Source organism: Pectobacterium cacticida (assembly GCF_036885195.1).
In the GTDB taxonomy this organism is placed as follows: Bacteria; Pseudomonadota; Gammaproteobacteria; order Enterobacterales; family Enterobacteriaceae; genus Pectobacterium; species Pectobacterium cacticida.
Genome location: NZ_CP133656.1, coordinates 923,358 through 949,718, shown reverse-complemented (window position 1 = coordinate 949,718; position 26,361 = coordinate 923,358). Strand labels below are relative to the sequence as shown.

Annotated in this window: 20 protein-coding genes; 7 read left to right on the top strand and 13 right to left on the bottom strand. The window is 50.4% G+C overall.

Features of this window, described 5'->3' with window-relative positions:
• Window positions 1–119 precede the first annotated feature (119 nt).
• A complete protein-coding gene (locus RFN81_RS04470) occupies window positions 120–689 on the top strand; it encodes a DUF3251 domain-containing protein (RefSeq protein WP_264497972.1) in 570 nt (189 codons plus the stop codon).
• A gap of 72 nt (window positions 690–761) precedes the next feature.
• On the opposite strand, the gene secF is transcribed toward RFN81_RS04470, so the two are convergent.
• The 5 genes from secF to queA form a co-directional block, all read right to left on the bottom strand.
• Complete coding sequence (secF, locus tag RFN81_RS04465) at window positions 762–1,730, bottom strand: protein translocase subunit SecF (RefSeq protein ID WP_264497971.1); 969 nt, start codon at window positions 1,728–1,730, stop codon at window positions 762–764.
• A gap of 10 nt (window positions 1,731–1,740) precedes the next feature.
• Complete coding sequence (gene secD / locus RFN81_RS04460; protein ID WP_264497970.1) at window positions 1,741–3,588, bottom strand: protein translocase subunit SecD; 1,848 nt, start codon at window positions 3,586–3,588, stop codon at window positions 1,741–1,743.
• Window positions 3,589–3,615: 27 nt separating this feature from the next.
• Window positions 3,616–3,948 carry a preprotein translocase subunit YajC gene (gene yajC / locus RFN81_RS04455; RefSeq protein ID WP_264497969.1) on the bottom strand — a complete coding sequence of 111 codons (333 nt, stop codon included), beginning with the start codon at window positions 3,946–3,948 and terminating at the stop codon, window positions 3,616–3,618.
• Window positions 3,949–4,077: 129 nt separating this feature from the next.
• Window positions 4,078–5,214, bottom strand: coding sequence for a tRNA guanosine(34) transglycosylase Tgt (gene tgt, locus RFN81_RS04450; RefSeq protein ID WP_264497968.1), 1,137 nt, complete (start codon window positions 5,212–5,214; stop codon window positions 4,078–4,080).
• 96 nt (window positions 5,215–5,310) lie between these two features.
• Window positions 5,311–6,378, bottom strand: a complete 1,068-nt coding sequence (queA, locus tag RFN81_RS04445) for a tRNA preQ1(34) S-adenosylmethionine ribosyltransferase-isomerase QueA (protein ID WP_264497967.1) — start codon at window positions 6,376–6,378, stop codon at window positions 5,311–5,313.
• A 136-nt stretch (window positions 6,379–6,514) separates the two neighbouring features.
• Between queA and RFN81_RS04440 the strand changes: the two genes are divergently transcribed.
• The 3 genes from RFN81_RS04440 (at window position 6,515) to RFN81_RS04430 (ending at window position 9,411) form a co-directional block, all read left to right on the top strand.
• Window positions 6,515–7,096, top strand: a complete 582-nt coding sequence (locus RFN81_RS04440; protein WP_264498868.1) for an ACP phosphodiesterase — start codon at window positions 6,515–6,517, stop codon at window positions 7,094–7,096.
• 224 nt (window positions 7,097–7,320) lie between these two features.
• Complete coding sequence (locus tag RFN81_RS04435) at window positions 7,321–7,923, top strand: peroxiredoxin C (RefSeq protein WP_264497966.1); 603 nt, start codon at window positions 7,321–7,323, stop codon at window positions 7,921–7,923.
• 213 nt (window positions 7,924–8,136) lie between these two features.
• Complete coding sequence (locus RFN81_RS04430; RefSeq protein ID WP_264497965.1) at window positions 8,137–9,411, top strand: mechanosensitive ion channel family protein; 1,275 nt, start codon at window positions 8,137–8,139, stop codon at window positions 9,409–9,411.
• Between the two features lie 276 nt (window positions 9,412–9,687).
• On the opposite strand, the gene proY is transcribed toward RFN81_RS04430, so the two are convergent.
• From proY to phoB, 6 genes are all read right to left on the bottom strand, one after another.
• Window positions 9,688–11,064 (bottom strand): proline-specific permease ProY, encoded by a 1,377-nt coding sequence (gene proY / locus RFN81_RS04425; RefSeq protein WP_264497964.1) that lies wholly within the window; start codon window positions 11,062–11,064, stop codon window positions 9,688–9,690.
• Between the two features lie 134 nt (window positions 11,065–11,198).
• Window positions 11,199–12,521 carry a branched-chain amino acid transport system II carrier protein gene (gene brnQ / locus RFN81_RS04420; protein ID WP_264497963.1) on the bottom strand — a complete coding sequence of 441 codons (1,323 nt, stop codon included), beginning with the start codon at window positions 12,519–12,521 and terminating at the stop codon, window positions 11,199–11,201.
• A gap of 498 nt (window positions 12,522–13,019) precedes the next feature.
• Window positions 13,020–14,129, bottom strand: coding sequence for a cobalamin-independent methionine synthase II family protein (locus tag RFN81_RS04415; protein ID WP_264497962.1), 1,110 nt, complete (start codon window positions 14,127–14,129; stop codon window positions 13,020–13,022).
• A gap of 242 nt (window positions 14,130–14,371) precedes the next feature.
• Window positions 14,372–15,310, bottom strand: a complete 939-nt coding sequence (locus RFN81_RS04410) for a PstS family phosphate ABC transporter substrate-binding protein (protein ID WP_264497961.1) — start codon at window positions 15,308–15,310, stop codon at window positions 14,372–14,374.
• 15 nt (window positions 15,311–15,325) lie between these two features.
• Window positions 15,326–16,648 (bottom strand): phosphate regulon sensor histidine kinase PhoR, encoded by a 1,323-nt coding sequence (gene phoR / locus RFN81_RS04405; RefSeq protein ID WP_264497960.1) that lies wholly within the window; start codon window positions 16,646–16,648, stop codon window positions 15,326–15,328.
• Between the two features lie 27 nt (window positions 16,649–16,675).
• Window positions 16,676–17,365, bottom strand: coding sequence for a phosphate response regulator transcription factor PhoB (gene phoB / locus RFN81_RS04400; RefSeq protein WP_264497959.1), 690 nt, complete (start codon window positions 17,363–17,365; stop codon window positions 16,676–16,678).
• A 299-nt stretch (window positions 17,366–17,664) separates the two neighbouring features.
• Here phoB and sbcD point away from each other — a divergent pair, with 299 nt between their 5' ends.
• From sbcD to rdgC, 3 genes are all read left to right on the top strand, one after another.
• Window positions 17,665–18,909: an exonuclease subunit SbcD gene (sbcD, locus tag RFN81_RS04395; protein ID WP_264497958.1), complete on the top strand. Its 1,245-nt coding sequence runs from the start codon at window positions 17,665–17,667 to the stop codon at window positions 18,907–18,909.
• Window positions 18,906–22,589, top strand: a complete 3,684-nt coding sequence (locus RFN81_RS04390; protein WP_264497957.1) for an AAA family ATPase — start codon at window positions 18,906–18,908, stop codon at window positions 22,587–22,589. The genes sbcD and RFN81_RS04390 overlap by 4 nt, the downstream gene beginning before the upstream one ends.
• A gap of 142 nt (window positions 22,590–22,731) precedes the next feature.
• The gene (rdgC, locus tag RFN81_RS04385; protein ID WP_264497956.1) at window positions 22,732–23,661 is read left to right on the top strand and encodes a recombination-associated protein RdgC; all 930 of its coding nucleotides are present in this window, start codon (window positions 22,732–22,734) and stop codon (window positions 23,659–23,661) included.
• Window positions 23,662–23,719: 58 nt separating this feature from the next.
• On the opposite strand, the gene RFN81_RS04380 is transcribed toward rdgC, so the two are convergent.
• Entirely contained in the window at window positions 23,720–25,510 is a 1,791-nt protein-coding gene (locus tag RFN81_RS04380) for a methyl-accepting chemotaxis protein (RefSeq protein WP_264497955.1), read from the bottom strand.
• 485 nt (window positions 25,511–25,995) lie between these two features.
• Window positions 25,996–26,280, bottom strand: coding sequence for a pyrimidine/purine nucleoside phosphorylase (gene ppnP, locus RFN81_RS04375; RefSeq protein ID WP_264497954.1), 285 nt, complete (start codon window positions 26,278–26,280; stop codon window positions 25,996–25,998).
• Window positions 26,281–26,361 lie beyond the last annotated feature (81 nt).

The following is a 26,361-nucleotide window of genomic DNA, read 5'->3' as shown; positions in this document are numbered from 1 at the left end:
TATACGACTACGGGTTGAAAAAAACGGTTTTACCTATGACGTAGTTTTAATCACAGCTAAACTCTGATTGAGTAATCAACGGATCAATGAGCAGATTATCGGAAAGGGGAACCACAGACATGAGAACCCGCTATGACATATTGGCCTTGCTATCAGTTTTGGTCTTACTTACCGGATGCGCCGAACAACATCAGATGCCAGAATTACAGGAGCGGCTCGGGCAGTTAAATCAACAATTACACACGTTGAACAACCAGGCCACAGCGTTAGAACAACAGAATACGTTGAACGCCCATTCAACATCTGGAGCCTATTTATTGCCTGCCGCGCAAACCAGTGCGTTGCTGGAAAGTCGTATTGGTCAACTCAGCATAGCGTTACGCAACATTGAAACTGAAGCGAATGGGACCCGCGCACTGCTGTATATTCATATTCTTGATGCGCCAGGGTTACCAGCCTTTAGGGCGCAACTTGACTGGGGAAGCCTCGATCCTGTGAACGGTAAGCCTTTGGCCAGCAGCGTACAAACGCAATCTTTTATTGTTTCACCTACACTGTTACCAAAAGCTGAAGCGCTAATCGAATTACGCTTGAGTGGCCTCTCTCCTCAAGAGCTTGGATTCATTCGTGTACATCAAGTGGAGAAAATACAAAGTCCACCTCCTATTGCCGCTACTGACACCCCTTAGTTATGCATCGTCCTATACTGACAATAAAAAACCCGCGTTGCCGCGGGTTTTTTCAGATTCATGTTTAGTTAATCAAGGCAATATCGACGGTTGATCCGCGCCTTCCTTTTCTACTTTCTGAATCAGAAGGTGTTCACGTTTCATACCCAGTTTCAACGCCAGAGCAGAAGAAACATAGATGGAAGAGATAGTACCGATGATGACGCCGATAAACATCGTCAACGAGAACCCATGTAACAATGCCCCGCCAAAGAACATCAGAATCAAGATCATCGCCAGCGTGGTCGCTGACGTGATGATGGTACGATGTAACGTTTGTGTCAGAGAAATGTTGGTAATTTCGTAAGGTGTACCGCGACGAATCTTACGGAAATTCTCACGAATACGGTCAGACACAACGATTTTATCATTGAGTGAATAGCCAATAACTGACATCAGAGAGGCAATAATCGTCAGGTCGATCTCAACATAGAACAGAGATAGAAGACCGACAGTGATGATCACGTCATGCGCCAAGGCCAGCACCGTCCCCAGTGCCATTCGCCATTCAAAACGAAAACCGATGTAGATGAGGATAGCAATCAGCGCAGAAAACAGTGCTAAGGCGCCTGCCTGTGCTAAATCGCTTCCCACACTTGGCCCTACAAACTCGATACGCTTTACCGTTGCATGCTGCTGAAAAGTATCATTCACCACCTTCAAGACTTTGTTACCAAGCGCTTCGTTCTCATTGCCCGAGACAGGAGGCACGCGCACCATCACGTCACGGCTGCTACCGAAATTCTGCACCTGCGGCTCTGCAAACCCAGAGGTTTCCAACGAGCTGCGCAGGGTATCGAGATCGATAGGCGTCTCAAGATTAATCTCGATGACGGTACCACCGGTAAAATCAAGGCCCCAGTTAAAACCTTTAACGCCTATGATCGCAATTGAGATAATCAGCAATAGACCGGAAATCACAAATGCCAATGTGTCCCAGCGCATGAAATCATAGACTTTACGTCCATGATTAAGTTGTTCAATGTTGTATTCCTGTGCCACAACGCACTCCTCAGATAGACAGCTTGTTGATGCGTTTACCGCCGTAAAGCAGGTTAACGATGGCACGAGTACCGACGATCGCCGTAAACATTGAGGTTGCAATCCCAATCGCAGTGGTAATAGCAAACCCTTTAATAGAACCGGTGCCCACCGCATACAGGATAATAACTTTAATCAACGTGGTGACGTTCGCATCAACGATGGAACTGAATGCACCCTTATAGCCCTCATGAATGGCCTGTTGCACGGTACGGCCATTACTGAGTTCTTCCTTGATACGTTCGTTAATCAAGACGTTAGCATCCACGGCAACCGCCAGCGTAAGGACGATACCCGCGATCCCCGGCATGGTCAGTGTTGCCCCCGGCAATAGCGACATCACACCGACAATCAACACCAGGTTGGCGATTAGCGCACTGGTCGCGATAACACCAAACTTTTTATAGAAGAAGACCATAAAGAGAATCGATGCGATCAAACCCCATAAGCAGGCTTCCAACCCCTGAGTAATATTTTGCATCCCCAGCGTTGGCCCAATAGTACGCTCTTCCACAATTTGGATTGGCGCTATCAGCGCACCGGCTCGCAGCAATAGCGCAAGCTGACGCGCCTCGTTCGGGTTATCAATACCGGTAATACGAAAACTGTTACCCAGTCGCGACTGGATTGTCGCCACGTTGATAACTTCTTCATGTTTTTCTAGCACGGCGCGGCCCGCCGCGTCTTTCTTACCGCTGTCCTTATATTCCACAAACAGCGTCGCCATCAACTTACCGATGCTATCTTTGGTGAAGTTGGACATGGTGTTGCCACCCGCGCCATCCAGAGAAATATTCACCTGTGGGCGATTGTATTCATCCATACTGGATGTGGAATCGGTGATATGGTCGCCCGTCAGAATCACGCGTTTAAACAACACAACGGGGGAACCATCACGCATGTTCTTCACTTCGGAATCGCCCGGTACACGACCATTTGCCGCCGCCGTCGCATCAACATCGGTATTGACCAGACGGAACTCCAGCGTCGCGGTTGCGCCAAGAATTTCTTTCGCACGCGCCGTGTCCTGAATACCCGGTAGCTCAACAACGATACGATCGGCACCCTGACGCTGTACCAGCGGTTCAGCCACGCCCAGTTGGTTGACTCGATTACGCAGGATATTAATGTTCTGCTGTACCGCGTACTGGCGAGCTTCACGCAGGCGTTCATCAGACATCACAGCACGTAGCAGGTTGCTACCGCTGCTGCTAAGCACCAGATTACGGTGCCGAGGCGTTAGATAGCTAATACCGGCATCACGCGCTTGCGCATCACGAAAACGGATTTCGACGCCGTAATTATCAATCTTGCGCACGGAAGCATAAGGAATGTTCTTCTCACGCAGATCGCTGCGCAATGTGTCCAGGGTTTGTTCTTGCAACTTACCCAGCGCCGTATCCATATCGACTTCCATCAGGAAGTGGACACCTCCGCGCAGGTCAAGCCCTAATTTCATCGGCTCGGCCCCCAGCAACCGCAGCCAGGTTGGCGTGGCAGGAGCAAGGTTAAGCGCGACGACAAATTTTTCGCCTAGCGCATTAACAAGCGCTTCGCGCGCACGAATCTGAATATCAGGGTTAGAGAAACGAGCCAGAATTGCACCGTTTTCTAATGCAATCGACTTGCTGGCAATATTTTGTTCTTTTAAGACATTCTGGACTTGGATCAGCGTCGTTTCACTGGCGGCGATTCCGCGCGCGCCAGTGACTTGTACCGCCGGATCCTCACCATATAGGTTAGGAAGCGCATAGAGCAGGCCGACTAATAACACCACGACCAGCATCAGGTACTTCCACAAAGGATAACGATTTAACACGGCAGTTCCCTTTGGGAAAATCGGAAATTACAGGGCCTTAATCGTGCCCTTCGGCAGCACGGCAGCCACGAAATCGCGTTTAATAACCACTTCATTGGTTTCATTCAACGCAATCGCAATATAGCCCGTTTCGGACACTTTAGTCACACGGCCTACTAAACCACCGGTCGTTAACACCTCATCGCCTTTGCTAATGGAATCCATTAACTTTTTGTGCTCTTTGGCACGTTTTTGCTGGGGACGCAGGATCATAAAGTAAAAAATCAGACCAAAAACGGCCAGCATAATAACCAGAGAGTACGGGCTTCCCTGTGCCGGAGCGCCTGTTGCAGCTACAGCATCGGAGATGAAAAAACTCATTTAAATATCCTCTTTTTTGTCAAAAGATAAGCTATCAAACAGATAAATTATCAACTTTACCATCGTGAAAACGCTTCACAGCAACATGCTGTTGTTACAAAACAGCCATTTAAACGGGCTATCAACGACTCACGGCAACATTTTTTCAGCAAGCGGCGGAATGGGTTTGCCCATCCGCTGATAAAAATCCACCACAAAGTGCTCTAATTTACCCTCTTCAATGGCCTGACGTAAACCCGCCATTAAACGCTGATAATAACGTAAATTATGAATGGTATTGAGCCGCGCTCCGAGTATTTCGTTGCAACGGTCAAGATGATGCAAGTAGGCACGACTATAATTGCGACACGTGTAGCAATCACAGTGTTCATCCAACGAACTCACATCGTCTTTATACTTTGCATTACGGATTTTCACCACGCCATCCGTCACGAAAAGATGTCCGTTACGGGCGTTGCGTGTTGGCATAACACAGTCAAACATATCGATACCGCGCCGAACGCCTTCAACCAAATCTTCCGGCTTACCAACACCCATCAAATAGCGTGGTTTATCGGCGGGGATCTGCGGACAAACGTGTTCCAGAATACGGTGCATATCTTCTTTAGGTTCACCCACGGCTAAGCCGCCCACAGCGTACCCATCAAAGCCAATGTCTACCAGCCCTTTTACCGATACATCGCGTAAATCTTCGTAAACACTTCCTTGAATAATGCCAAACAGCGCATTTTTATTCTGTAATTCGTCAAAACGCTGGCGGCTGCGTTTCGCCCAACGTAGCGACATCTCCATAGAACGCTTTGCGTAATCCCAATCGGCAGGATAGGGAGTACATTCATCAAAGATCATCACGATATCGGAACCGAGATCGTATTGAATCTCCATCGATTTTTCCGGACTAAGAAAAATCGCGTCTCCATTAATCGGGTTACGGAAATGCACGCCCTGTTCGGTAATATTGCGAATATCACCAAGGCTAAACACCTGAAATCCGCCGGAATCCGTCAGAATCGGGCCATGCCATTGCATGAAATCGTGTAGATCGCCGTGCCGCTTCATGACTTCCTGGCCGGGACGCAGCCATAAATGGAAGGTGTTACCAAGCAAGATTTGCGCGCCAGTATCCTTGACCTCTTCCGGCGTCATCCCTTTCACCGTGCCGTACGTGCCTACGGGCATAAAAGCCGGCGTTTCCACCACGCCACGTTCAAAAATCAATCTGCCACGTCGCGCGCGGCCGTCCGTAGTTTGTAATTCGTACTTCACTTGCTCTCCTGCATCAGAAAGACAGTCTGATAGTAATGTGTATTAATGCCTGACAGAACGTAGTCTGCGACATCGCTATTGCACAGAAAACAGGGCTTATCCCACTTTTTCTTGCTCAGCCAGCGTGTTACGCGTAATAAACATCGCATCGCCGTAACTGAAAAAACGATACTGCTCTGCTACCGCTTCACGGTAGGCCGCCATCGTATTCTGATAGCCAGCAAAGGCCGACACCAGCATGATGAGGGTCGATTCGGGCAAATGGAAATTGGTTACCAGCGCATCGATTATGCGGTAGTGATAACCTGGATAGATAAAAATGTTGGTATCACCAAAGAACGGCGCGATCGGTGCGTTCTGGCTGGCCTGTGCGGCACTTTCCAGTGAGCGTACCGAAGTCGTGCCAACGGCTACTACACGATTCCCGCGCGCCTTACACGCCAGCACGGCATCGACAACGTCCTGCGGCACTTCGGCATATTCGGCGTGCATGATGTGATCTTCGATCGTCTCTACGCGCACCGGCTGGAAAGTCCCCGCTCCCACATGCAGCGTGACAAATGCCATTTCGATGCCCTTCTCGCGCAGCGCTGCCAGCATCGGTTCATCAAAATGTAAACCTGCCGTCGGCGCCGCGACTGCCCCCGGACGCTGACTATAAACCGTTTGATAAAGCTCACGGTCGGCATCCTCATCGGGTCTGTCGATATAAGGCGGCAAAGGCATGTGACCGATGTCATTCAGAATGGTCAGCACATCGCGGGAATCATCGAAATGCAGCTCAAATAACGCATCATGACGCGCGGCCATCGTGGCCCTAACGCTTTCATCATCGCCCAACAACAGTTCCGTGCCCGGTTTTGGCGCTTTCGACGCCCGAACGTGCGCCAGCACCCGATGATCGTCCAAAACACGCTCCACCAGCACTTCCAACTTGCCGCCACTGGCTTTGCGACCAAAGAGGCGAGCCGGAATAACGCGCGTGTTGTTGAACACCAGCAGGTCGCCCGGAGACAGCATATCCAGCAAATCGGTAAACACGCCGTGCGTCAGGTTTCCAGTCGGCCCATCCAGCGATAACAATCGGCAACCGCTGCGTTCCGCTTGTGGGTAATGGGCAATCAACGATTCAGGAAGCTCAAACGAAAAATCGGCAACACGCATGGTCATTCACTTAGCTGTTAACACATCAAAAATGGGCGGCCTAGTCTAGAGCCGCGAGCACATGGCTGCAAGAGATAAGCGCACGCCCAGAGAAGATGGGGTGCCTAATAAAGGAAGAAATAGCTATACTACCGCCATGAATTTTCTTGCTCACCTCCATCTAGCCACGCTGGCCGACAGTTCTCTGCTAGGTAATTTAATGGCAGACTTTGTGCGCGGTAACCCGCAGGATCGCTACGCTGACGACATCGTTGCGGGTATCCGCCTACACCGACGCGTTGACTCACTAACTGATAGCCTGCCAGAGATCAAACAGGCGCGACGGTATTTCAGCGATGAATTCCGTCGTGTCGCCCCTATTTCATTGGATGTCTTATGGGATCACTACCTTTCTCGCCACTGGATCCAGTTAGTGCCGGAAACACCTCTACAAACGTTTATCGATAGCGCGCAACGGCAAATAGAGCCCCATCTGGCGCAAACCCCCGAACACTTCCAGAACCTAAATCGCTATCTGTGGCCGGAACGCTGGATGACACGTTACGCAGAGCTGCCGTTTATCGCCGATGTGCTGCACAGAATGTCGGTGCGTCGTCCGAAACTGGCTACGTTATCCGGTTCGTTTCAGGATATTGAGCACCACTATCACCAATTTGAAACGCTCTTCTGGCAGTTTTATCCGCGGATGATGCAGCTAGCCAAAACACATCAGCTGTAAACTGACGTATGTTCAATTTTACTACGTGGTATAGTGTTCTTTCCAAAAAGGGCGCTTTCCGCTAAAAAGATTGCTGGCCTCTATTGAAAGGAAATAACAATGAGATTAATAGGTGTAACCTATCTTATTGATTGGCCTCTTCGCCTGTATTCCCTTAGGTAGAGCCCCTATACTTATTACGGTTTTCCACTTCTTATCACTAATTGTAATCTACAGGAGTAATTATGGTCCTGGTAACTCGTCAAGCTCCAGACTTCACCGCCGCCGCCGTTTTGGGTAATGGCGAAATTGTCGAAAATTTCAACCTAAAGAAACACATTAACGGTAAAGCTGCCGTAGTCTTCTTCTGGCCAATGGACTTCACCTTCGTTTGCCCATCGGAACTGATTGCATTCGATCACCGCTATGCCGAATTCAAAAAACGTGGTGTAGAAGTTGTTGGCGTCTCTTTCGATTCCGAATTCGTTCACAACGCATGGCGCAAAACCCCTGTGGAAAAAGGCGGCATTGGCGAAGTCCAATACGCGATGGTCGCGGACGTTAAGCGCGAAATCCAGAAAGCCTATGGCATCGAACATCCTGAAGCGGGTGTTGCACTACGCGGATCTTTCCTTATCGACAAAAATGGCATCGTTCGTCATCAGGTTGTCAACGATCTGCCGCTGGGCCGTAACATCGATGAAATGCTACGTACCGTTGATGCACTGCAATTCCACGAAGAGCACGGCGAAGTGTGCCCGGCACAGTGGGAAAAAGGTAAATCTGGTATGGGTGCGTCACCCGATGGCGTAGCAAAATACCTGTCTGAAAACGCAGACAAGCTGTAATCAACGGTTTGCTGGCATAAATGATTTATAGCCATTAAGTCAGCCGAATCGCGGTTGGCTTTTTTTTCGCGTTATTTTCTCATTACCCTCTACATTCATCCTTCCGCTGCTATGCCAGAAAATACAAAATGTTGACTCGCGGCACGAAATCCTTAGCCTTAACGCCACATCGCATCACGACACGACAGATTCATCGGAATACAAGGAGAATGCATGCAACAAAACCTCGCGCTATGGCTAAGAGAGGCTGGGATACAGCACGCCAGTCTCATTGCATTACTGATTGTTCTTGGGCTGATATTGCTCATTTCTGCCGTGATTCATCTGATTTTACATCAGGTCGTTTTGAAACGAATTGTGCTACGTTCGCTCAATAAGCCAGGAAAAACGGGAGGACGCGCGTGGAAACAGGCGCTAACGCAACATAACTTATTCAACCGACTGGCTTTCTTACTACAAGGGGTGATCCTCAATATTCAGGTCGTTGTGTGGCTTCCCTCGCAGAGTGAAACTCGAGAAGCACTCATCATCTGCTCCCAAGTTTGGATCATGTTTTTTGCCCTGCTGTCGCTGTTTTCGCTACTCGACGTTCTGCTAAGTATTTCTGCCCGTACCCAAGTCGCCGCCCAATTGCCGTTACGCGGTATTTTTCAGAGTTTGAAACTGATTGCCAGCATCATCATCAGTATCATGGTCGTGTCTCTGCTTATCGGAAAATCGCCGCTGATTCTCATTAGTGGTTTAGGTGCGATGGCCGCCGTACTAATGTTGGTCTTCAAAGATCCGATTTTAGGTTTGGTGGCCGGTATCCAACTCTCCGCTAATGATATGTTAGCGCTGGGAGACTGGCTCGAAATGCCGAAATACGGCGCTGACGGCGCGGTGATTGACATCGGGCTGACTACGGTAAAAGTGAAAAACTGGGACAATACTGTCACCACCATTCCCACTTACGCACTGGTATCCGATTCCTTCAAAAACTGGCGTTCGATGTCAGAATCAGGAGGTCGACGTATTAAGCGAAGTATTAATATTGATACCACTAGCGTTCATTTTATGACGGAAGATGAGCAGGCGCGGCTACTACGGAGCACCCTCCTATCGCCTTACATTCATAACAAAAAGAGTGAATTGGAACGGCACAACGCACAGGCTGCCGCCGATTTGGCATCGCCGCTGAATGGTCGGCGTCTGACCAATCTAGGCACTTTCCGCGCCTATCTTCAGGCTTACTTACGCGCTCATCCAGGGATCCATAAAGGAATGACGCTGATGGTACGGCAACTTGCGCCAACCTCAGAGGGGGTGCCGCTGGAAGTCTATGCGTTTACCAACACGACCGCCTGGGTCGAGTACGAAGGCATTCAGTCCGATATCTTCGACCACATCTTTGCGGTTCTGCCGGAGTTTGGTCTGCGTATTCATCAGACGCCAACCGGTCACGATATGCGAGTAATGGCGCAGCAAATGACGGCGCAGAAAGCGTAATATCTCATGCAAAGGAACGAAAGCGGCTGATACCGAATGAAAACGGGAGTAACGGAATAGAAGAATAAAGCGTTTGCGCCAGGGACAAAAACGTCAGGAACATTTTTGAACGTCGCTTGCGACGGCCCTGAAAGGGGTGAATCTCAGGGATGAGATTCATATCTGCGCAGGCCGAGCGACCATGGGCGTATTCACAGCGTCTTTACGATCTATCCGTTACTCCCGCTCTGCGGACTTTGTCAGCAACCTCGCTTCTTCTAATAGCAAGCGACGAGTTTAATTCTGTATAGTCACCGCGTTCTGACGTTTCCTCTTCCAGACATAGCCCACCAAAAGCAGCGCTATCCAGATAATACCGACATACAGCGACACGCGAGTATCCGGGAAATAGCCAATCAGGCCGATGATAAAAAGAAGGAAGATAATGCCACATATCGACGTGGCAATACCGCCGCGCAGCGGGAATGCCAGTGCCTTAACTTCATTCGGGTTCAAACGGCGGCGAAACGCAATCTGGGAAAGTAGAATCATGATCCACACCCACACGGTGGCAAACGTTGCCAGTGAAGCGATCACCAGAAACACTTTGCCGGGCATAATGTAATTCAGATACACCGCCACGAGCAGCGCAGTCATCATCACGACCACCGTTACCCATGGAATACCGCGTTTGGAAACGCGACTAAACACCCTAGGTGCATGACCCTGTTGCGCCATGCCATGCAACATGCGCCCGACACCAAACACATCGCTGTTAATCGCAGATAGCGACGCGGTAATCACCACAAAATTCAGGATACCCGCCGCCGCCGTGATCCCCATATGCTGGAATGTCAATACGAATGGGCTGCCATTCGTCCCGACCTGATTCCACGGGTAAATGGACATAATCACAAACAGCGTCCCGACATAGAACACCAGAATCCGCCATGGCACTGAGTTAATCGCTCGCGGGATAGATTTATGCGGCTCTTTCGCTTCACCGGCGGTGATCCCGATGATCTCCACGCCGCCATAGGCAAACATCACCAGTTGCAACGATAAAATCATCCCCATCACGCCGTTACTGAAGAACCCGCCATGACTCCACAGGTTATGAATACCGGTAGGTTGGCCGCCATTGCCAATTCCCCAAATGATGATACCGATACCGGCGACAATCATAATGATAATGGTGGCGACCTTGAAGAAAGAGAGCCAGAACTCCAACTCACCAAAGGCTTTCACATTCATCAGATTAATCGCGCCAATGATGAGCACCACGCTCAAAACCCATACCCAATGCGGCACGGCAGGAAACCAGACCCCCATATAGATACCGAATGCGGTAACATCGGCAATGGCGACGATCAGCATCTCAAAACAGTAAGTCCAACCGGTGATATAGCCCGCCAAAGGCCCTAGATAATCCTGAGCATAGCGAGAAAACGAGCTAGATTGCGGATTGTGTACCGACATTTCGCCCAGCGCGCGCATGATAATGTACGCAACCACGCCACCGATCAGATAAGCCAACAACACGCTGGGACCGGCCATTTGGATCGCATTAGCGGAACCATAAAACAGGCCGGTTCCAATCGCAGAGCCTAAAGCGATAAAACGAATATGCCGCGTGCTTAACCCACGCTTGAGCGTTGAGGATGGTTGTTCCATTGATAAGCAAACCCTGTCTTAGACAAAAAAAATAGGACAAAAAGAAAAACCACAGGCCTCTGCCTGTGGTACAGAAATCCAACATGACACTTGAACAATACGGCATCAAACAGCCTCGGCGCAGTGAGAAAACGCTATGACTGATGTACCGCCACGTCCCGGCGACCGCATTGTCTGTCATAAATCACTACAACCAACAAAACTAGCAGCGATGGCGGCAACCAGGCCAATCCTTGTTCACTGAGTGGCAGGTTAAGGCCCCACTCTGGCAATAGTGATTTGAAAGTCGACGACTTTATACCATCGATCATGCCAAATAACAGACTGACTAACATCACAGGCGCCACAATACGAGAAGCACTATTCCACCAACGTAGCGTAAAGCTCAATAACACCAGAATGATACACGGCGGATAAATTGCCGTAAGTACAGGAATAGAGAGCTGGATCAGATGGCTTAAGCCCAAATTGGATACCACCATAGAAAATGCGCCTAATACCCATACCAGCGTGCGATAGGACAGCGGTAGATATTGTGCAAAGAATTCGGCACAGGCACAGGTTAGCCCCACCGCCGTCACCAGACATGCGATGAAAATTAGCAACGCCAGAAAACTGCTGCCCATATTGCCAAAGGTGTGTTGCACGTAAGCGTGAAGAATTTCAGCGCCGTTTTGCGCCTGCGGCACGAGTTCACCGCTGACTGAGCCAAGCCGAAAAAGACTTAAATAGACCAGCGTCAAACCGACACCGGCAATTAATCCCGCCCAAACGGTGTAACGCGTCAGTAACCCTGGGCTTGTCACGCCACGAGATCGGGCGGCGTTTACGATCACAATACCAAAGACCATCGCACCCAGTGTATCCATCGTCAGATAACCGTTGACGAAACCGGTGGAAAACGGCAAATGCTCATACGCCTCAGACGCAGGGATCGGCGAACCGGCAGGCCACAATACTGCCGCTATCCCCAGCACCGCCAGCGCCAGAATTTTCAATGGCGCGAGTACATGACCTACTGTATCCAGCAATTTGCCTGGATACAGGGATATCGCAATAACAATGGCGAAATAAATCAGGCTATAAATCAACAGCGGAGACGCGGTGTTGCCGACTAAAGGCGCCAGACCGACTTCAAACGATACCGTTGCGGTGCGCGGCGTCGCAAACAGCGGCCCCACGGCCAAATAGCACACCGTAGCCAAAACTAAACCCGCTTTTTTACCCATCGGCGAGCTCAGCGCTTCAACACCGCCGCCAACCCGGGCTAGCGCGATCACGGTCAGCACGGGCAAACCCACCGCCGTAAGCAGGAAGCCTATCGCTGCCGTCCAAACCTGTTCTCCCGCTTGCGCTCCCACCATCGGCGGGAAAATAATATTCCCCGCGCCTACGAATAAAGCAAAGGTCATAAAACCTAATGCCATAATATCTTTGGACGTTAAACGATGACTCATAGCGATGTCGTAATGCCTGTATCAAATCGGTAAAAAGAAGCTGTGTCGCGTATTGTTGCCACAAATCGGCCCATACATAGGTAATCGAAAAGCACAACGATCAACACGCTGGCGACGTATAAAGGGCAAGTCGCATAGAGGCGTTATTTTGCACAGCGATATAGGGGCATAAGTAAAACTTCTGTAGCGTTAAAAGACAAGCGATGATCCTAAAACCAAGATATCAGCCCGCATTTTATAGAAATGCTAGAATAAAATTCTGCTAAATGTGGTTTGCGTATCACACGATTTATGCATTTATCGATGTTTTTTGCAAAAAAAGAGTTCAATGCCGTAGCGGCATGCGCTTTTCAACCATTAAGCGCATTGCTCAGGATAAGATAGATAGCGATCAGGATAAGACCCTATCCCATTAGGGCTCTACGTAAAATAAAAATTAAGGCCGAATCCTGAGATCCGGCCTTTTATCATCGACAGGCAAACGCGACGTGACGCGCTTTACCCCCACACGCGATGCGCAATATCCACAACAAGTTTCAACTTATTCCACTGCTGCTCTTCGGTCAGACTATTCCCTTCTTCCGTTGAGGCAAAACCACACTGCGGGCTCAGACAAAGCTGGTTGATATCAACATACTTAGTGGCTTCCTCAATACGCGCCTGAACCACATCGGCATCTTCCAGTTCACCCGTCTTGGTGGTGATCAGCCCCAACACCACCTGCTGATGACCCGGCTTCACAAAACGCAGCGGCTCAAACCCACCCGCTCTTTCGCTATCGTATTCCAGGAAAAACGCATCGACGTTCACTTCGCCAAACAGAATTTCCGCCACGGGTTCATATCCGCCTTCGGAAATCCAGGTTGATCGGAAATTACCCCGGCAAACATGTAAACCAATAACCAAATCAGCGGGTTTATCCGCCAAGGCTTTATTCAGGACATCGGCATACGTGCGCGCTAATTGCGCCGGATCATCACCACGTTCACGCATCTGACGCTTTTGATCGTCTGAACAGAGATAGGCCCATACGGTATCATCCAATTGCAGGAAACGGCAGCCAGCATCATAAAAGGCGTGAATCGCATCGCGCCAGGTTTGCGCCAGATCATCAAAATAGTCGGCCAGATCGGGATAAACCGTTGCATCAATCGCTTTGCGTCCACCGCGAAAATGCATCACGCTCGGACTAGGAATCGTCATCTTGGCGACGGCATCCCCTGAAATACTCTTCAGATAGCGGAAATGATCGAGCATGGGATGTTGGGCGTTAAAACGGACTTTATCCACAACGCGAATGGCATGGGATTTGGTTTGAATACCGTTGAATTGGATACCGTGTTCAGCTTCGTAACGTTCTACGCCATGTAAATCGGCGAAGAAATCGAAGTGCCACCAGGCTCGACGAAATTCACCATCGGTAACCACCTGCAAGCCCGCTTCACGTTGCTTTTCCACTACGCGCAAAATCTCACGATCTTCGATATTACGCAGAGTGATGTCGTCAATCTCGCCTGCCTGATGCTGAATGCGAGCCTGCTTGATGGCCGCTGGACGGAGAAAACTGCCGACGATTTCGGCACGAAAAGGGAATGAATGGGTTGCCATGTATTGCTCCTGAACTATTGCCCGCACGCTTCTTCAAGAAAAACGCACACTGGAAAATGGTTTCTATATGAAATAATCATCCAGAATGATTGTTACATCATACATCTATTTAGCCATCTGGACGTCTGAATTTGTCGCTATCCTGTCATGTAACCCTGATCAGGGCAATTGAAGAATGCTCATGTAACATGAATAAAATTCATTTAAGGTTAAGTATGGTCATATACGGACAGGCGACGACATTATTTCAGCAAGCCAATCTGCTGTCGCGCCTGATGCCGCACGGCCTCCGGCAATGGCAGGTAACCATCCTGGCTGACCAGCGACTGCCCCGTTTCAGAGAGCACGCGATCTAAAAAAGCCGCCACCAGCGCATCCAGCGCCTGGCCGGGTGCCTTATTCACATAGATGTAGAGATAGCGGGTGTAGGGATATAAACCACTGCGGATATTTTCAGTTGAGGGGAAGATATAATCGTGCCCTTCCACCGCCAGAGGTACCATCCTGACTCCACTCGCGCGAAAGCCCACGCTGGCGTAGCCAATAGCCTCGGTTGAGGCGGCAACGGCCTGCACGACAGAGGACGATCCGGGCAACTCATTCACTTGCGGAAGAAAATCACCGCTGCAAAGCGCCCTTTGTTTGAAAAAGCCATAGGTTCCCGACGCTGAATTTCGTCCATAGCGCAGTAACGCGCGCCGTTGCCAACTGCCGTGCAAGCCGAGGTCGCCCCAGAATTTTATCGGCTGGTGGTGGCCGCAGCGCTGCGTAATGGAAAAGATTGCATCCAACTGTGAAACATTCAGCCCAGGTAGTGGGTTATCCTGATTAACCAACACAACCAGCGCATCCATCGCTACCGGCACAGCCAAGGGTGGATAACCATAGTGTCGGACAAATGCCTCGATTTCACTGGCTTTCATCGCCCGGCTCATCGGCCCAAGTTGCGCCGCTCCCGATGCCAGAGACGTTGGCGCGGAAGATGACCCAGCGGCCTGAATCTGTAAATTCACGTTTGGGTAGTGCTGGTTGAAATCAGCCGCCCAGAACGTCATGAGATTAGCCAGCGTATCCGATCCCGCGCTGGATAGATTCCCCGCCAGCATCTGGCGAGGCTGAGCAAAACAAAACGCGCCGATCAGCAGTAGCCAAGCGCCAGCAATACGAATGGCGAGTCTCATCAATACTATTTTCCGTCAGGCCGAAGATTTTGTCGTATTCTCGGCCAGAGAGGTCGGTACAATCAACGGGTTCGGCAGGGTAAAGACAAATCGCGCTCCCAAACCATCCTCGCTCATGATTTCCAGACGGGAATCATGGTGGCTGAGCGCGTGTTTAACAATTGCCAGCCCCAGCCCGCTGCCACCGGTCTGCCGTGAACGCGCTTTGTCAACCCGGTAAAAGCGTTCTGTTAGGCGTGGTAAATGCTCGGCCGCAATTCCCGGCCCGTTATCGCTAACCTGAAACTGCGCCCCCTGCGGAACCTTCTGCCAACACACTTCGATATGCGTCCCTTCTGGAGTATGGTTAACGGCGTTATAGACCAGATTGGATACGGCGCTACGGAGTTGTTCTTCATTGCCAAACACGCGAAGGTTTTCATTTACGCGGAAGACTATCTCATGGCGTCCCTGGCTCAGCGTCTGCGCTTCTCGTTGCAATACGCGCAATATCAGCGGAATATCTACTTTTTCATTTAGATCAATCGCCGTAGCCGCCTCAATACGGGATAACGTTAGCAGTTGTTTAACTAATCCGTCCATCCGCCGAGTCTGCTCCTGCATCGTACTCAACGCTTTCCCTCGCAACGCCGCATCCAACGTATCTTCCTGCATCATTTCCAAATACCCTTGCAGCACCGTAAGCGGCGTTCGCAGCTCATGACTGACATTAGCGAAAAAGTTACGTCTGGCGCCTTCAAGCTGGTGCATTTGCGTAACATCGCGTACCACCATCAGTAACTGCCCTGCGGAATACGGCATTATGCGAAATTCAACATGGTGGGAATTATTCAATTGCAGTGTGAGAGGGCGGCTAAAATCCTGCGCCTTCATGTAATTGGTAAAGTCGGGATAACGTAATAAGTTAAGAATATTTTGACCGTTATCCTCCGGCCAACGGAAACTTAACAGATGCTGCGCCAGATGATTACACCAAAAGATGGTCCCGTCTTCGGTAGTCATTACCACGGCATCGGGTAAAGATTCGGCACCGCTACGGAATCGTTTGATTAAAAGCGCCAGTTCGCGGCGACGGCGGCGATTACGTAATTGCATCTGATAAAGGCCGTAAAACAGCGGCTCCCAGCTCCAACGGCCGGGCGGCGGCGTCATACTGCGATCGACCCACAGCCAATGGGATAGTTTCAACTGGTTATAAAAATTCCAGCAGAGCAGGCTCAGTACGGCGACCAGCAGGAACCAGGGCAGATAGCCAAAAATCAGCCCCAGTAGCACCGCAGGCAAACAAAAAAAAGCCAGCTCCAATGCTAGCCTTTTCCAGGATAAACGCTCTAGCACGTTAACATTTCTCCGGTGAATACCACCTCAGTAACGCGTTGAAAAACGGTAACCCGTTCCCCGAACGGTTTGCACCATTTTGTCATGCCCGCTGGTTTCCAGCGCTTTACGCAGGCGACGAATATGGACATCGACGGTTCGATCTTCTACATAAACGTTAGTGCCCCACACATGATTGAGCAACTGTTCCCGACTATAAACACGCTCGGGGTGTGTCATAAAAAAATGCAGCAATTTAAATTCCGTCGGCCCCATGTCCAACGCAAGCTCTTCGGTCGTCACGCGATGCGAGGAAGGATCGAGGCTTAATCCACGCATTTCGATCACATCTTCCACCGCCATCGGCGAAATGCGGCGCATAACCGCTTTGATGCGTGCAACCAACTCTTTGGGCGAAAACGGCTTGGTAATATAATCATCCGCGCCGACTTCCAGCCCGCGCACACGGTCCTCTTCCTCACCGCGGGCGGTCAACATCATCACCGGAATATCACGCGTCAGCGCCTCCCGCTTCATATGCTTGATAAATTGCAAGCCCGAACCACCCGGCAGCATCCAGTCTAATAGCACCAAATCAGGAAAGGGTTCCGACAACTGCGTTACCGCGCTGTCATAATCTTCAGCTTCAACTGGCTGATAGCCATTTTGCTCCAGTACAAAGCAAACCATTTCACGGATTGGTGCTTCATCTTCCACGACTAATATGCGTTTTGCCATCGTTAATCCTGTCGTTAATCATCGTCGCTGTTAGCAGGCGGAGGCATTATGCGTCAGTTTTATGACAGATTTATGAAAAACGCCTGACCTCTCATTGTAGGCTATTGCACCCTAGACATCCTGTTTTTCGAGCCGCATTGCAAACGCTCAATTCCCCGCGCGACAGCCATCACCCTTGCTCTATATAATCGTAGCATGACGATGACAGATCACTATCGCGACGAGATAGGCGTTTCCTTATTCGCAATTCGCATAATGAATAATGACAATGCCTATCGTATAAATATTGAGAGAGCCCAATGCGCATTATCCACACCGCCGATTGGCATTTAGGACAATATTTTTATTCCAAAAGCCGCGCCGCGGAACATCAGGCTTTCCTGCACTGGCTCATTGCCCAGGTGGTTCAACATGAAGTCGACGCTGTTATCGTCGCGGGGGATATTTTTGATAACGGTTCCCCCCCTAGCTATGCGCGAGAAATGTACTATCGCTTTGTCGTTGAACTACAGCGAACAGGCTGCCAGCTTGTCATTCTCGGTGGAAACCATGACTCGGTGGCGATGTTAAACGAATCCCGTGATGTACTGGCCTGCCTGAATACGCAGGTCGTTGCCAGCGCCAGTGATGATCCCGCTCAACAGGTGCTGTTACTGGAAAACCGTCAGCATCAACCCGGCGCCCTGCTCTGCGCAATTCCTTATTTGCGTCCACGAGATGTGCTCACTAGCAAAGCCGGGCAATCAGGCGATGAAAAACAGTTCGCGCTTCAGGAAGCGATTACGACGCACTACCAGCGCAGTTACCAACTGGCTTGCCAAAAACGTGATGAACTCGGCCTGCCGCTACCGATTATTGCAACCGGGCACCTGACGACCATTGGCGCGACCGCCTCCGAATCTGTGCGTGACATCTATATTGGCACGCTCGATGCTTTCCCTGCCCAGGCTTTCCCTCCCGCAGATTATATCGCGCTTGGCCATATTCATCGGCCGCAACGCGTAACCCAAAGTGAGCATATTCGCTACAGCGGTTCCCCCATCCCGCTCAGTTTTGATGAACTCAACAGTGAGAAATCAGTCTGTCTGGTCAGCTTCACCGCCGATGATTTGTCGAAAACACCGCCACGGATACAGATAGATACCCTGCCAATCCCCGTGACCCAGCCGATGCTGTTGATGAAAGGCAGTCTGCGCGACATTGAGCAGCGGCTCACCGCTTTCAAAACCTATCAAGGGGATAAACCGGTATGGCTGGATATCGAACTCAACACGCAGGATTACCTGAGCGACATGCAGAAACGCATTCAGGCCATGACCGAGGGCTTGCCTGTCGAGGTGCTTCGACTCCGGCGCGCACGTGAACAACGTATGCAGGCGATTATCCGACAGGATAAGGAAACGCTGAATGAATTAAGTGTTTATGACGTTTTTGAACGTCGTCTGGCAATGGAGGCCGACCTGGAAAATGGTTGCCAACAGCGCATGCGCACGCTGTTTAATCAGGTTATTAACGAATTAGAAAATAGCGAGGCTGCCGAATGAAAATTCTCAGCCTGCGCTTAAAAAACCTTAACGCGTTGAAAGGCGAATGGAAGATCGATTTCACGCAGGAGCCTTTTTCCAGCAACGCTCTATTCGCCATTACCGGCCCGACAGGCGCCGGGAAAACGACGCTACTCGACGCCATTTGTCTGGCGTTATACCACGAGACGCCACGCCTTGGGCTGCTTTCCGCCAGCCAGAATGATTTGATGACGCGTAACACCGCAGAATGCCTTGCCGAGGTCGAATTTGAGGTCAAAGGCGTCGGATATCGTGCCTTCTGGAGCCAACGTAGGGCAAGAAATGCGCCTGATGGCAACTTACAGTCTCCCAAGGCCGAACTCGCGCTTATTGAAGGCGGTAAAATTCTGTGTGAAAAGCTGAATGACAAAAAAGACATGATCACACAGCTCACCGGGTTGGATTTCGGCCGCTTTACGCGATCTATGATGTTATCGCAGGGACAATTTGCCGCCTTCCTCAACGCTAAGGCGGACGATAGGGCGGCACTTCTGGAAGAATTAACGGGTACAGATATCTACGGCCTGATTTCCGAACGCGTTTATGACAAGCACAAACAAGCCAGCGTCGCATTGAACACGTTACAGACGCGCGCACTCAGTATTCAATTATTGAGCGATGAACAACGCCAGCAGATAGAAAATCAGCTTGCCGAACTGACGCAACAGGAGCAACAGCGCAACGCCGAACGTGAGCAAACACTGACTGCGCTGCGCTGGTTTGAGCAACTGACGCTGCAGCAAACGAGGGTAACGCATGCGCAGGCGCAACATACGCGCGCCGAATCCGCCATCCAGCAGGCCAGATCGCAGCTCGACAAATTAGCCAACAACGAACCGGCAGAAAAACTGAGACCGCTACATCAGGAAAAAGAGCGCTACCGTCAGGAGTCTCTGGCACTCGCCCAGCGGATTGAGCACTTGTCCCGATCGCTGGCCGATAAGCAAAGTGAGTTAACTACTCTGCGCCAGCAGGAGGAAAAGGCGGAGCAAGACGTTAGCAAACATAAACGAGAGCGGCAGGAACAAGAGCGTTTGATCAACGAGCAGGTCGTGCCGCTTGACCAGCGCATTGCTATGCTGGAACAGCAAAAAAACCAGCGGCAGGATGAACTGGCAAAAACGCAGGCTCGCCTGCACGCCAACGAGTCTAAACAAACACAGGTCGCCGCAGAACAACGGCAAGCTAAGCGGCAGCTTGAACAGATCCAATCTTATCGCCAGCAACACGCACATCACCAGCAATGGGGAGAGCTGTTACCGCTATGGCGTACCCAATTTCGCCAGTTGCGCCAGTTGCAGGACGATCGACAAAAGCTGAACCACAAACAGGCACAGCATATGGCAGAGTCGACGGCATGGCAGCAAGAAGCCGACAAGCTGGCGATACAGTTGCGTGAGCAACAAAAGGCCGTTAATGCTGTGCGCCAGCTGTTCACTCAACATGATGAAACGCGGCAACTTCAGGATGCGCACCAGCCACTTTCCGCTCTGTACCAGCGCTTTAATCAGCTCATGGATCAGCAGGCTATATGTCGGCAACTCGCCACCGTCAGCGACCAATACCAGCGCCTTCAGGTGAGCAAGCAGCAACATCTCGCCAAACTCGTTGAGACACAAGACCATATCGACCAGTTAGAAATATTGCAGAAACAGCAGCAGTCTGAACATCAGCAACGCAGCGAGCGTCTGGCCGATTTGGAAACGATATATCGGCAGGAAATGCATATTGTTAAGCTGGAAGCCGAACGCCAGCGGCTACAGGCGGGAGAGGCGTGCCCGCTATGCGGCTCAACGGAGCACCCCGCCATCGAGCGCTATCAGGCATTGCAACCGTCTGAAACGCAACGGCGTCTGACGGCACTACAACAGGAGGTGAACCAGTTAACCATCGCGCTGGCAAACACCACTGCTGAGCTGAACGCACGCTTACAGCAGCGGGAACAGCTGCAATTGGAGCTTGCTCAATGCGATAGCGAGCATCAGGCTCTGCTGCAACAATGGCAAGATGTCAGTGAGCGCTTACAAGTTACCTACTCGCTGGAACAGCAGGACGAAATAGCCGTCTGGCTTACAGAGCGTGAAGCCGAAGAACAGGCCATTCGACAGCAGATTGCCGCACGCGAGCAATTGCAAAAACAGTGGCAGGAAAGTAAGGATTTACTGACTGCCGCAGAGGCATTACAGCGAGAACTCGAGCAGAAGATCGCGTTGAATATCCAGCAGCAATCCTCGCTAAGCGTTACGCAACAAGAGATCGATCAATCACTGCAAAACGTGCATCAGCAGATCGCACAACATACTCAGGACATCACGCAGACGCTGACAACGGTGGGGCTTCTTTTGCCAGACGCTGACACACAGGATGGCTGGCTGGCTCAGCGTGACAGAGAATGGCAAGACTGGAAAACCAAAGAGCAGGAGCAATCTCGCTTAATTCCTCTGTTAGCCACGTTGGAAAGCGACCTACAGCATCTGAATCACAACGTGACCGAAGCAAAACAGCAATGCCAAACGCAGCAACAGCAGTTGGAACAGCACCTTGCGTTGCTCAGTGCAAACCAACAGGCGCGGCAGGCATTGTTCGGGGACAGACAAATCGCCACCGTGCGCGAACAGCTACAGCGAGCCAGCCAGCAGTACGACGATGCGCTGAGGCTAGCCCTATCAGCTCGACAGCAAACCGAAACGGCGTTAAGCCGTCTGACGGGAGAGCTGGCTAGCACGCAGCAGCAATATGACCAGTGTACACGCCAGCATGAGAGTGCGGCCGAACGCTTTACTCTGGCGTTGCAGCAAAGCACTTTCATTGATGAAACCACCTTTCTCGATGCGCTGCTTGATGAACAGGAACGCCAGACATTGCAGGAACTTAAGGAAACACTGTATCAGCACTTGCAGCAGGCAACGGCGCTGCGGCAGCAGGCTGAACAGGCGCTCCTTGAACAGCAACAAAAACGACCAGCCTCTCTGACGGAAGACATCACGCAAGAAGCGATACAGCAACGGTTGGTGACGCAGGATGAAACGCTGAAAACCAATCTGCGACAACAGGGTGAACTTCAACGCCAATTGGCTGACGATCGGCTACAGCGCCAGAGCCAACAAACCTTGCTCAATGAGATCGCCCAAAGCCAGCAACGGTATGATGACTGGGAAACGTTAAATTCGTTAATCGGATCCAGTAAAGGGGATAAATTCCGCAAGTTTGCTCAGGGGTTGACGTTGGACCATCTGATTTATCTCGCCAATCTCCAGCTTGCACGCCTGCACGAGCGTTACCAGCTAAAACGTAAGCCCGGCGGCGAACTGGAATTATTGGTGATGGATACCTGGCAGGCTGATGCCGAACGCGACACCAAAACGCTATCCGGCGGTGAGAGTTTTCTGGTCAGCCTGGCGCTGGCGCTGGCGTTATCCGATCTGGTTAGTCATAAAACCAGCATTGACTCGCTCTTTTTGGATGAAGGCTTTGGCACGCTGGATGCCGAGACGCTGGATATTGCGCTGGATGCGCTGGATAACCTGAATGCATCCGGGAAAACTATCGGCGTCATTAGCCATATTGAAGCCATGAAAGAACGCATTCCCGTGCAAATCAACGTACAGAAAGTTAACGGATTGGGTATCAGCCGGTTAGCGTCACACTACGCCGTATAGACCGTGATCCGTCTTCAAAACGTGGTGAGAATTCCGCTGACTCCCGGCATTTTTATTCTACATTACGGTTTCGAATTCGTTATCATGCGCGCAATATTGCAAACCCGCGTGCCAACCAGCGCGCCCAGTCAGGGATAACACCATGTTGTGGTTTAAAAACGTAATGATTTACCGCCTAAGCCAGGACAGCACGCTGTCCAAGGGTAACGGTTTATCTATAGATGAGCTGGAAAAACGCCTCAATGCCTTCGCATTTAGTCCGTGCGGTAGCCAGGATATGATGAAAACGGGTTGGGTTTCGCCAATGGGCTCCCATAGCGATGCATTAACGCACGCCGTTAATGGGCAAATTGTCATTTGCGCCCGCAAAGAAGAAAAGATTCTGCCGTCTCCGGTTATCAAGCAAACGCTTCAGGCCAAAATCGAACGTCTGGAAGCCGAACAGCATCGTAAGCTCAAAAAAACCGAAAAGGATTCACTAAAGGACGAAGTGCTGCATAGCCTTCTTCCACGCGCGTTCAGCCGTTTTAGCCAGATTTGGCTGTGGATCGATACGGTAAATGGTTTGATTATGGTCGATGCCGCCAGCGCAAAAAAAGCAGAGGATACGCTGGCGCTACTACGCAAAACGCTGGGATCGTTGCCGGTGGTGCCGCTGACTATGGAAACGCCTATTGAGCTAACGCTAACCGAATGGGTGCGCTCAGGCGAACCACCCGCCGGGTTTACACTACAGGATGAGGCAGAATTGCAGGCAATCCTGGAAGACGGTGGGGTTATCCGCTGTAAAAAACAGGATTTGGTCTGCGATGAAATCGCCGTACATATTGAAGCAGGAAAAGTCGTCACCAAGCTGGCGCTGGACTGGCAGGAACGCATTCAACTGGTTTTGTCCGAGGACGGTTCACTAAAACGGTTGAAATTCTCTGACACATTGCGTGAACAGAACGATGATATCGACCGGGATGATTTTGCCCAACGGTTTGATGCTGATTTCATTTTGATGACCAGCGAACTAGCGGCATTGATCGCCAACCTGATTGAGGCGTTGGGCGGCGAAGCCCAACGTTAATACGCCTGGGTATGACCCGCTAACGGGATGCGGGCTCATACCGATACGGCAGCGGAACTTAGACTCGGAACGCGCCAACTACGGCATTCAATTCTTCGGCTTGGGACTGCAATGCCCCCGACGCGGCCGCCGATTCTTGTACCAGTGCGGCGTTTTGTTGCACCATCGAATCTAATTGCGCGACCGCCTTATTGATCTCATTGATGCCGCGCATTTGCTCATCCGCCGCATGTGTGATTTCAGACATCACCGTGCTCACCGTGGAAACGCCACCGACAATTTCATTCATCTTGTCACTTGCCTGGCGTACTTGCACCGATCCGGATGTCACACTTGAAACCGTTGCCTCAATCAGCTCTTTAATTTCTTTCGCTGCCTGCGCGCTACGTTGTGCCAGATTACGCACCTCTCCCGCAACAACGGCGAAGCCCCGGCCCTGCTCGCCTGCCCGCGCCGCCTCTACCGCTGCGTTAAGCGCTAAAATGTTAGTCTGAAATGCTATGCCATCGATCACGCCAATGATATCCCCGATTTTTCCAGATGCGACGACGATATCTTCCATCGTGACAATGACGTCGGAGACAACCTGCCCTCCCGTCCCGGCATCTTGCGACAGCAGTAGCGCTTTGGCGTTAACTTGCTGCGCCGACCCAGCCGACTGCGTCACTGCGGCAGAAATTTCTTCCAGAGAGGCCGCCGTTTGCTGGATGCTCGACGCCGCAGACTCAGTACGCGCTGAGAGATCGTTATTCCCCGCTGAAATCTCATCCGCCGCCATCTGAAGCGAGGCGCTGATGTCGCGGATTTGCATGATGACCTGGCTGATCTTATCGACAAAAATATTAAAGGAACGGGCAATCTGGGCGACCTCATCATGCCCTTCATCCGGTAAACGCTGGGTCAGATCGTTATTACCATTGCTAATATCATCCATCGCATCACGAATTTGTAACAATCGTTTGAGCGCTGACGTAATAATAAAGCCAATCACCAACGTCCCCAGCAGCGCGATAGAAACCAGCGTAATGACCGAGGTAGACAGTAGGGAACGCATTCCCGCTGTCGCCTCAGTTTTATCAACCACGACCAGCATGAACCAGTTCGTTCCCGTAATCGGCTTTGCCAGCACCAGTTTAGCCGAACCGGAAAAATCAACCTCTTGGGCGTTGCTGGCTGAGAGCGCCTCATCCAGATTAATATTGGGAGCAATCTCGGTAATATTTTTCAGCGTCAGATTTTCATCTGGATGTGCGATGATCGTTCCGTTACGATCAAGCAATACGCCGAAACTGCTTGGGCTCGGTTTGATCGCTTTAACGTTTTCAATCACGCTTTCCATCGTGACATCGCCGCCGACAACGCCTTTCACCGTCGTGCCGTCCAGCACAGGAGCAGCAAAGGAAACCACCAGCTTATGCGTCCCCGCATCAATATAAGGCTCCGTCACTAAAGGCTTACCTTCTTTAACGGCCTGCTGATACCAAGGTCTGATGGTCGGGTTATAATCGTTCGGAATACCCTCAGGCTCAGAAAATTTGGCTGTCCCATTGGCGTAACCCATGTAAACATTAATAAAACCGCCGGATGCCGCAATCTGCTTAAATAATGGGATCGGATCCTCATCCTTTATGGCGCGATCGTGCAGCGCGGCAATCATCTGCGTTTTAGACGCCACCCAGTCGCTAACCGCGATACTGTGGCTTATCGCTACGGCATCCAGCGTATTCTGGATAGCTTCCTTATTGGTATTATTCGCTATGGTGTAATTTAAAAAAGTATTAATAACTAGGGAAAATACAACAATGATCGAACAGGCCGCAAGAATGCGGGAACGCGTTGTTTTCAGCATAAAAAAGACTCTTTATATAGAGTGTCCATACTCTTCATAACGGCGTAACAAAATAAAACTTGAGCATCGCGAGCCGCTTCAGATGCCGTTCATCCCGAAAAGCGACAAATTAATTACTATATTTAACTGGTTCATAGTTAAAATAAAGTCACAAATTTCACAATTAGTCGATCAATCCAGAATTTAATACCAAGATAATAAAAATATTAGGTGGGAAAAACTTTTCAGATATAACAAAATATTATTAACAAGGTACATTATTTACTGGGCATTAACAAGTCAGGGATAATTCTTAATAAAAACCGCTTTATTCATTGTACTATTAATCAACCACATCATAGCAATGTATTAACATAACGAATAAGCCATTCTATTAATAGAAGATAAGGTGACCGCTCACGGGTTTGGGAAATAACGAGGAAATAAAAGTGGCATTCCGCGATAACGAAAAAACCACTTTACGTAGAGTAAGAGAAAAAGAGAGGTTACAAATATTTGCACAGGTAGGCGGTTGGCTCCACTACCCGTAAATTAAATTCGCTTTTCCCTGGAACAAAAAACGTTTCGCCGGGGGCGAAAACCTGCCAGTCTGGCGATCCAGGTAACAGCACTTGTAACGCCCCGGTGATCACCGTCATCTCTTCCGGCTGCCCGGTTCCAAACGTGTATTCTCCCGCCTCCATCACGCCAATACTCGCGCGGCCAATGCCGTCGCCTTCAAAACCGATTGACTTCACTTTCCCTGCAAAATACTCATTCACATTCAGCATAGCTGCGGCACCTGTCGTCAAAAAACGTAGAAAATTCATATTAAAAGGAGACCAGAGCCGCTGTCACGATTTATTCCTTAA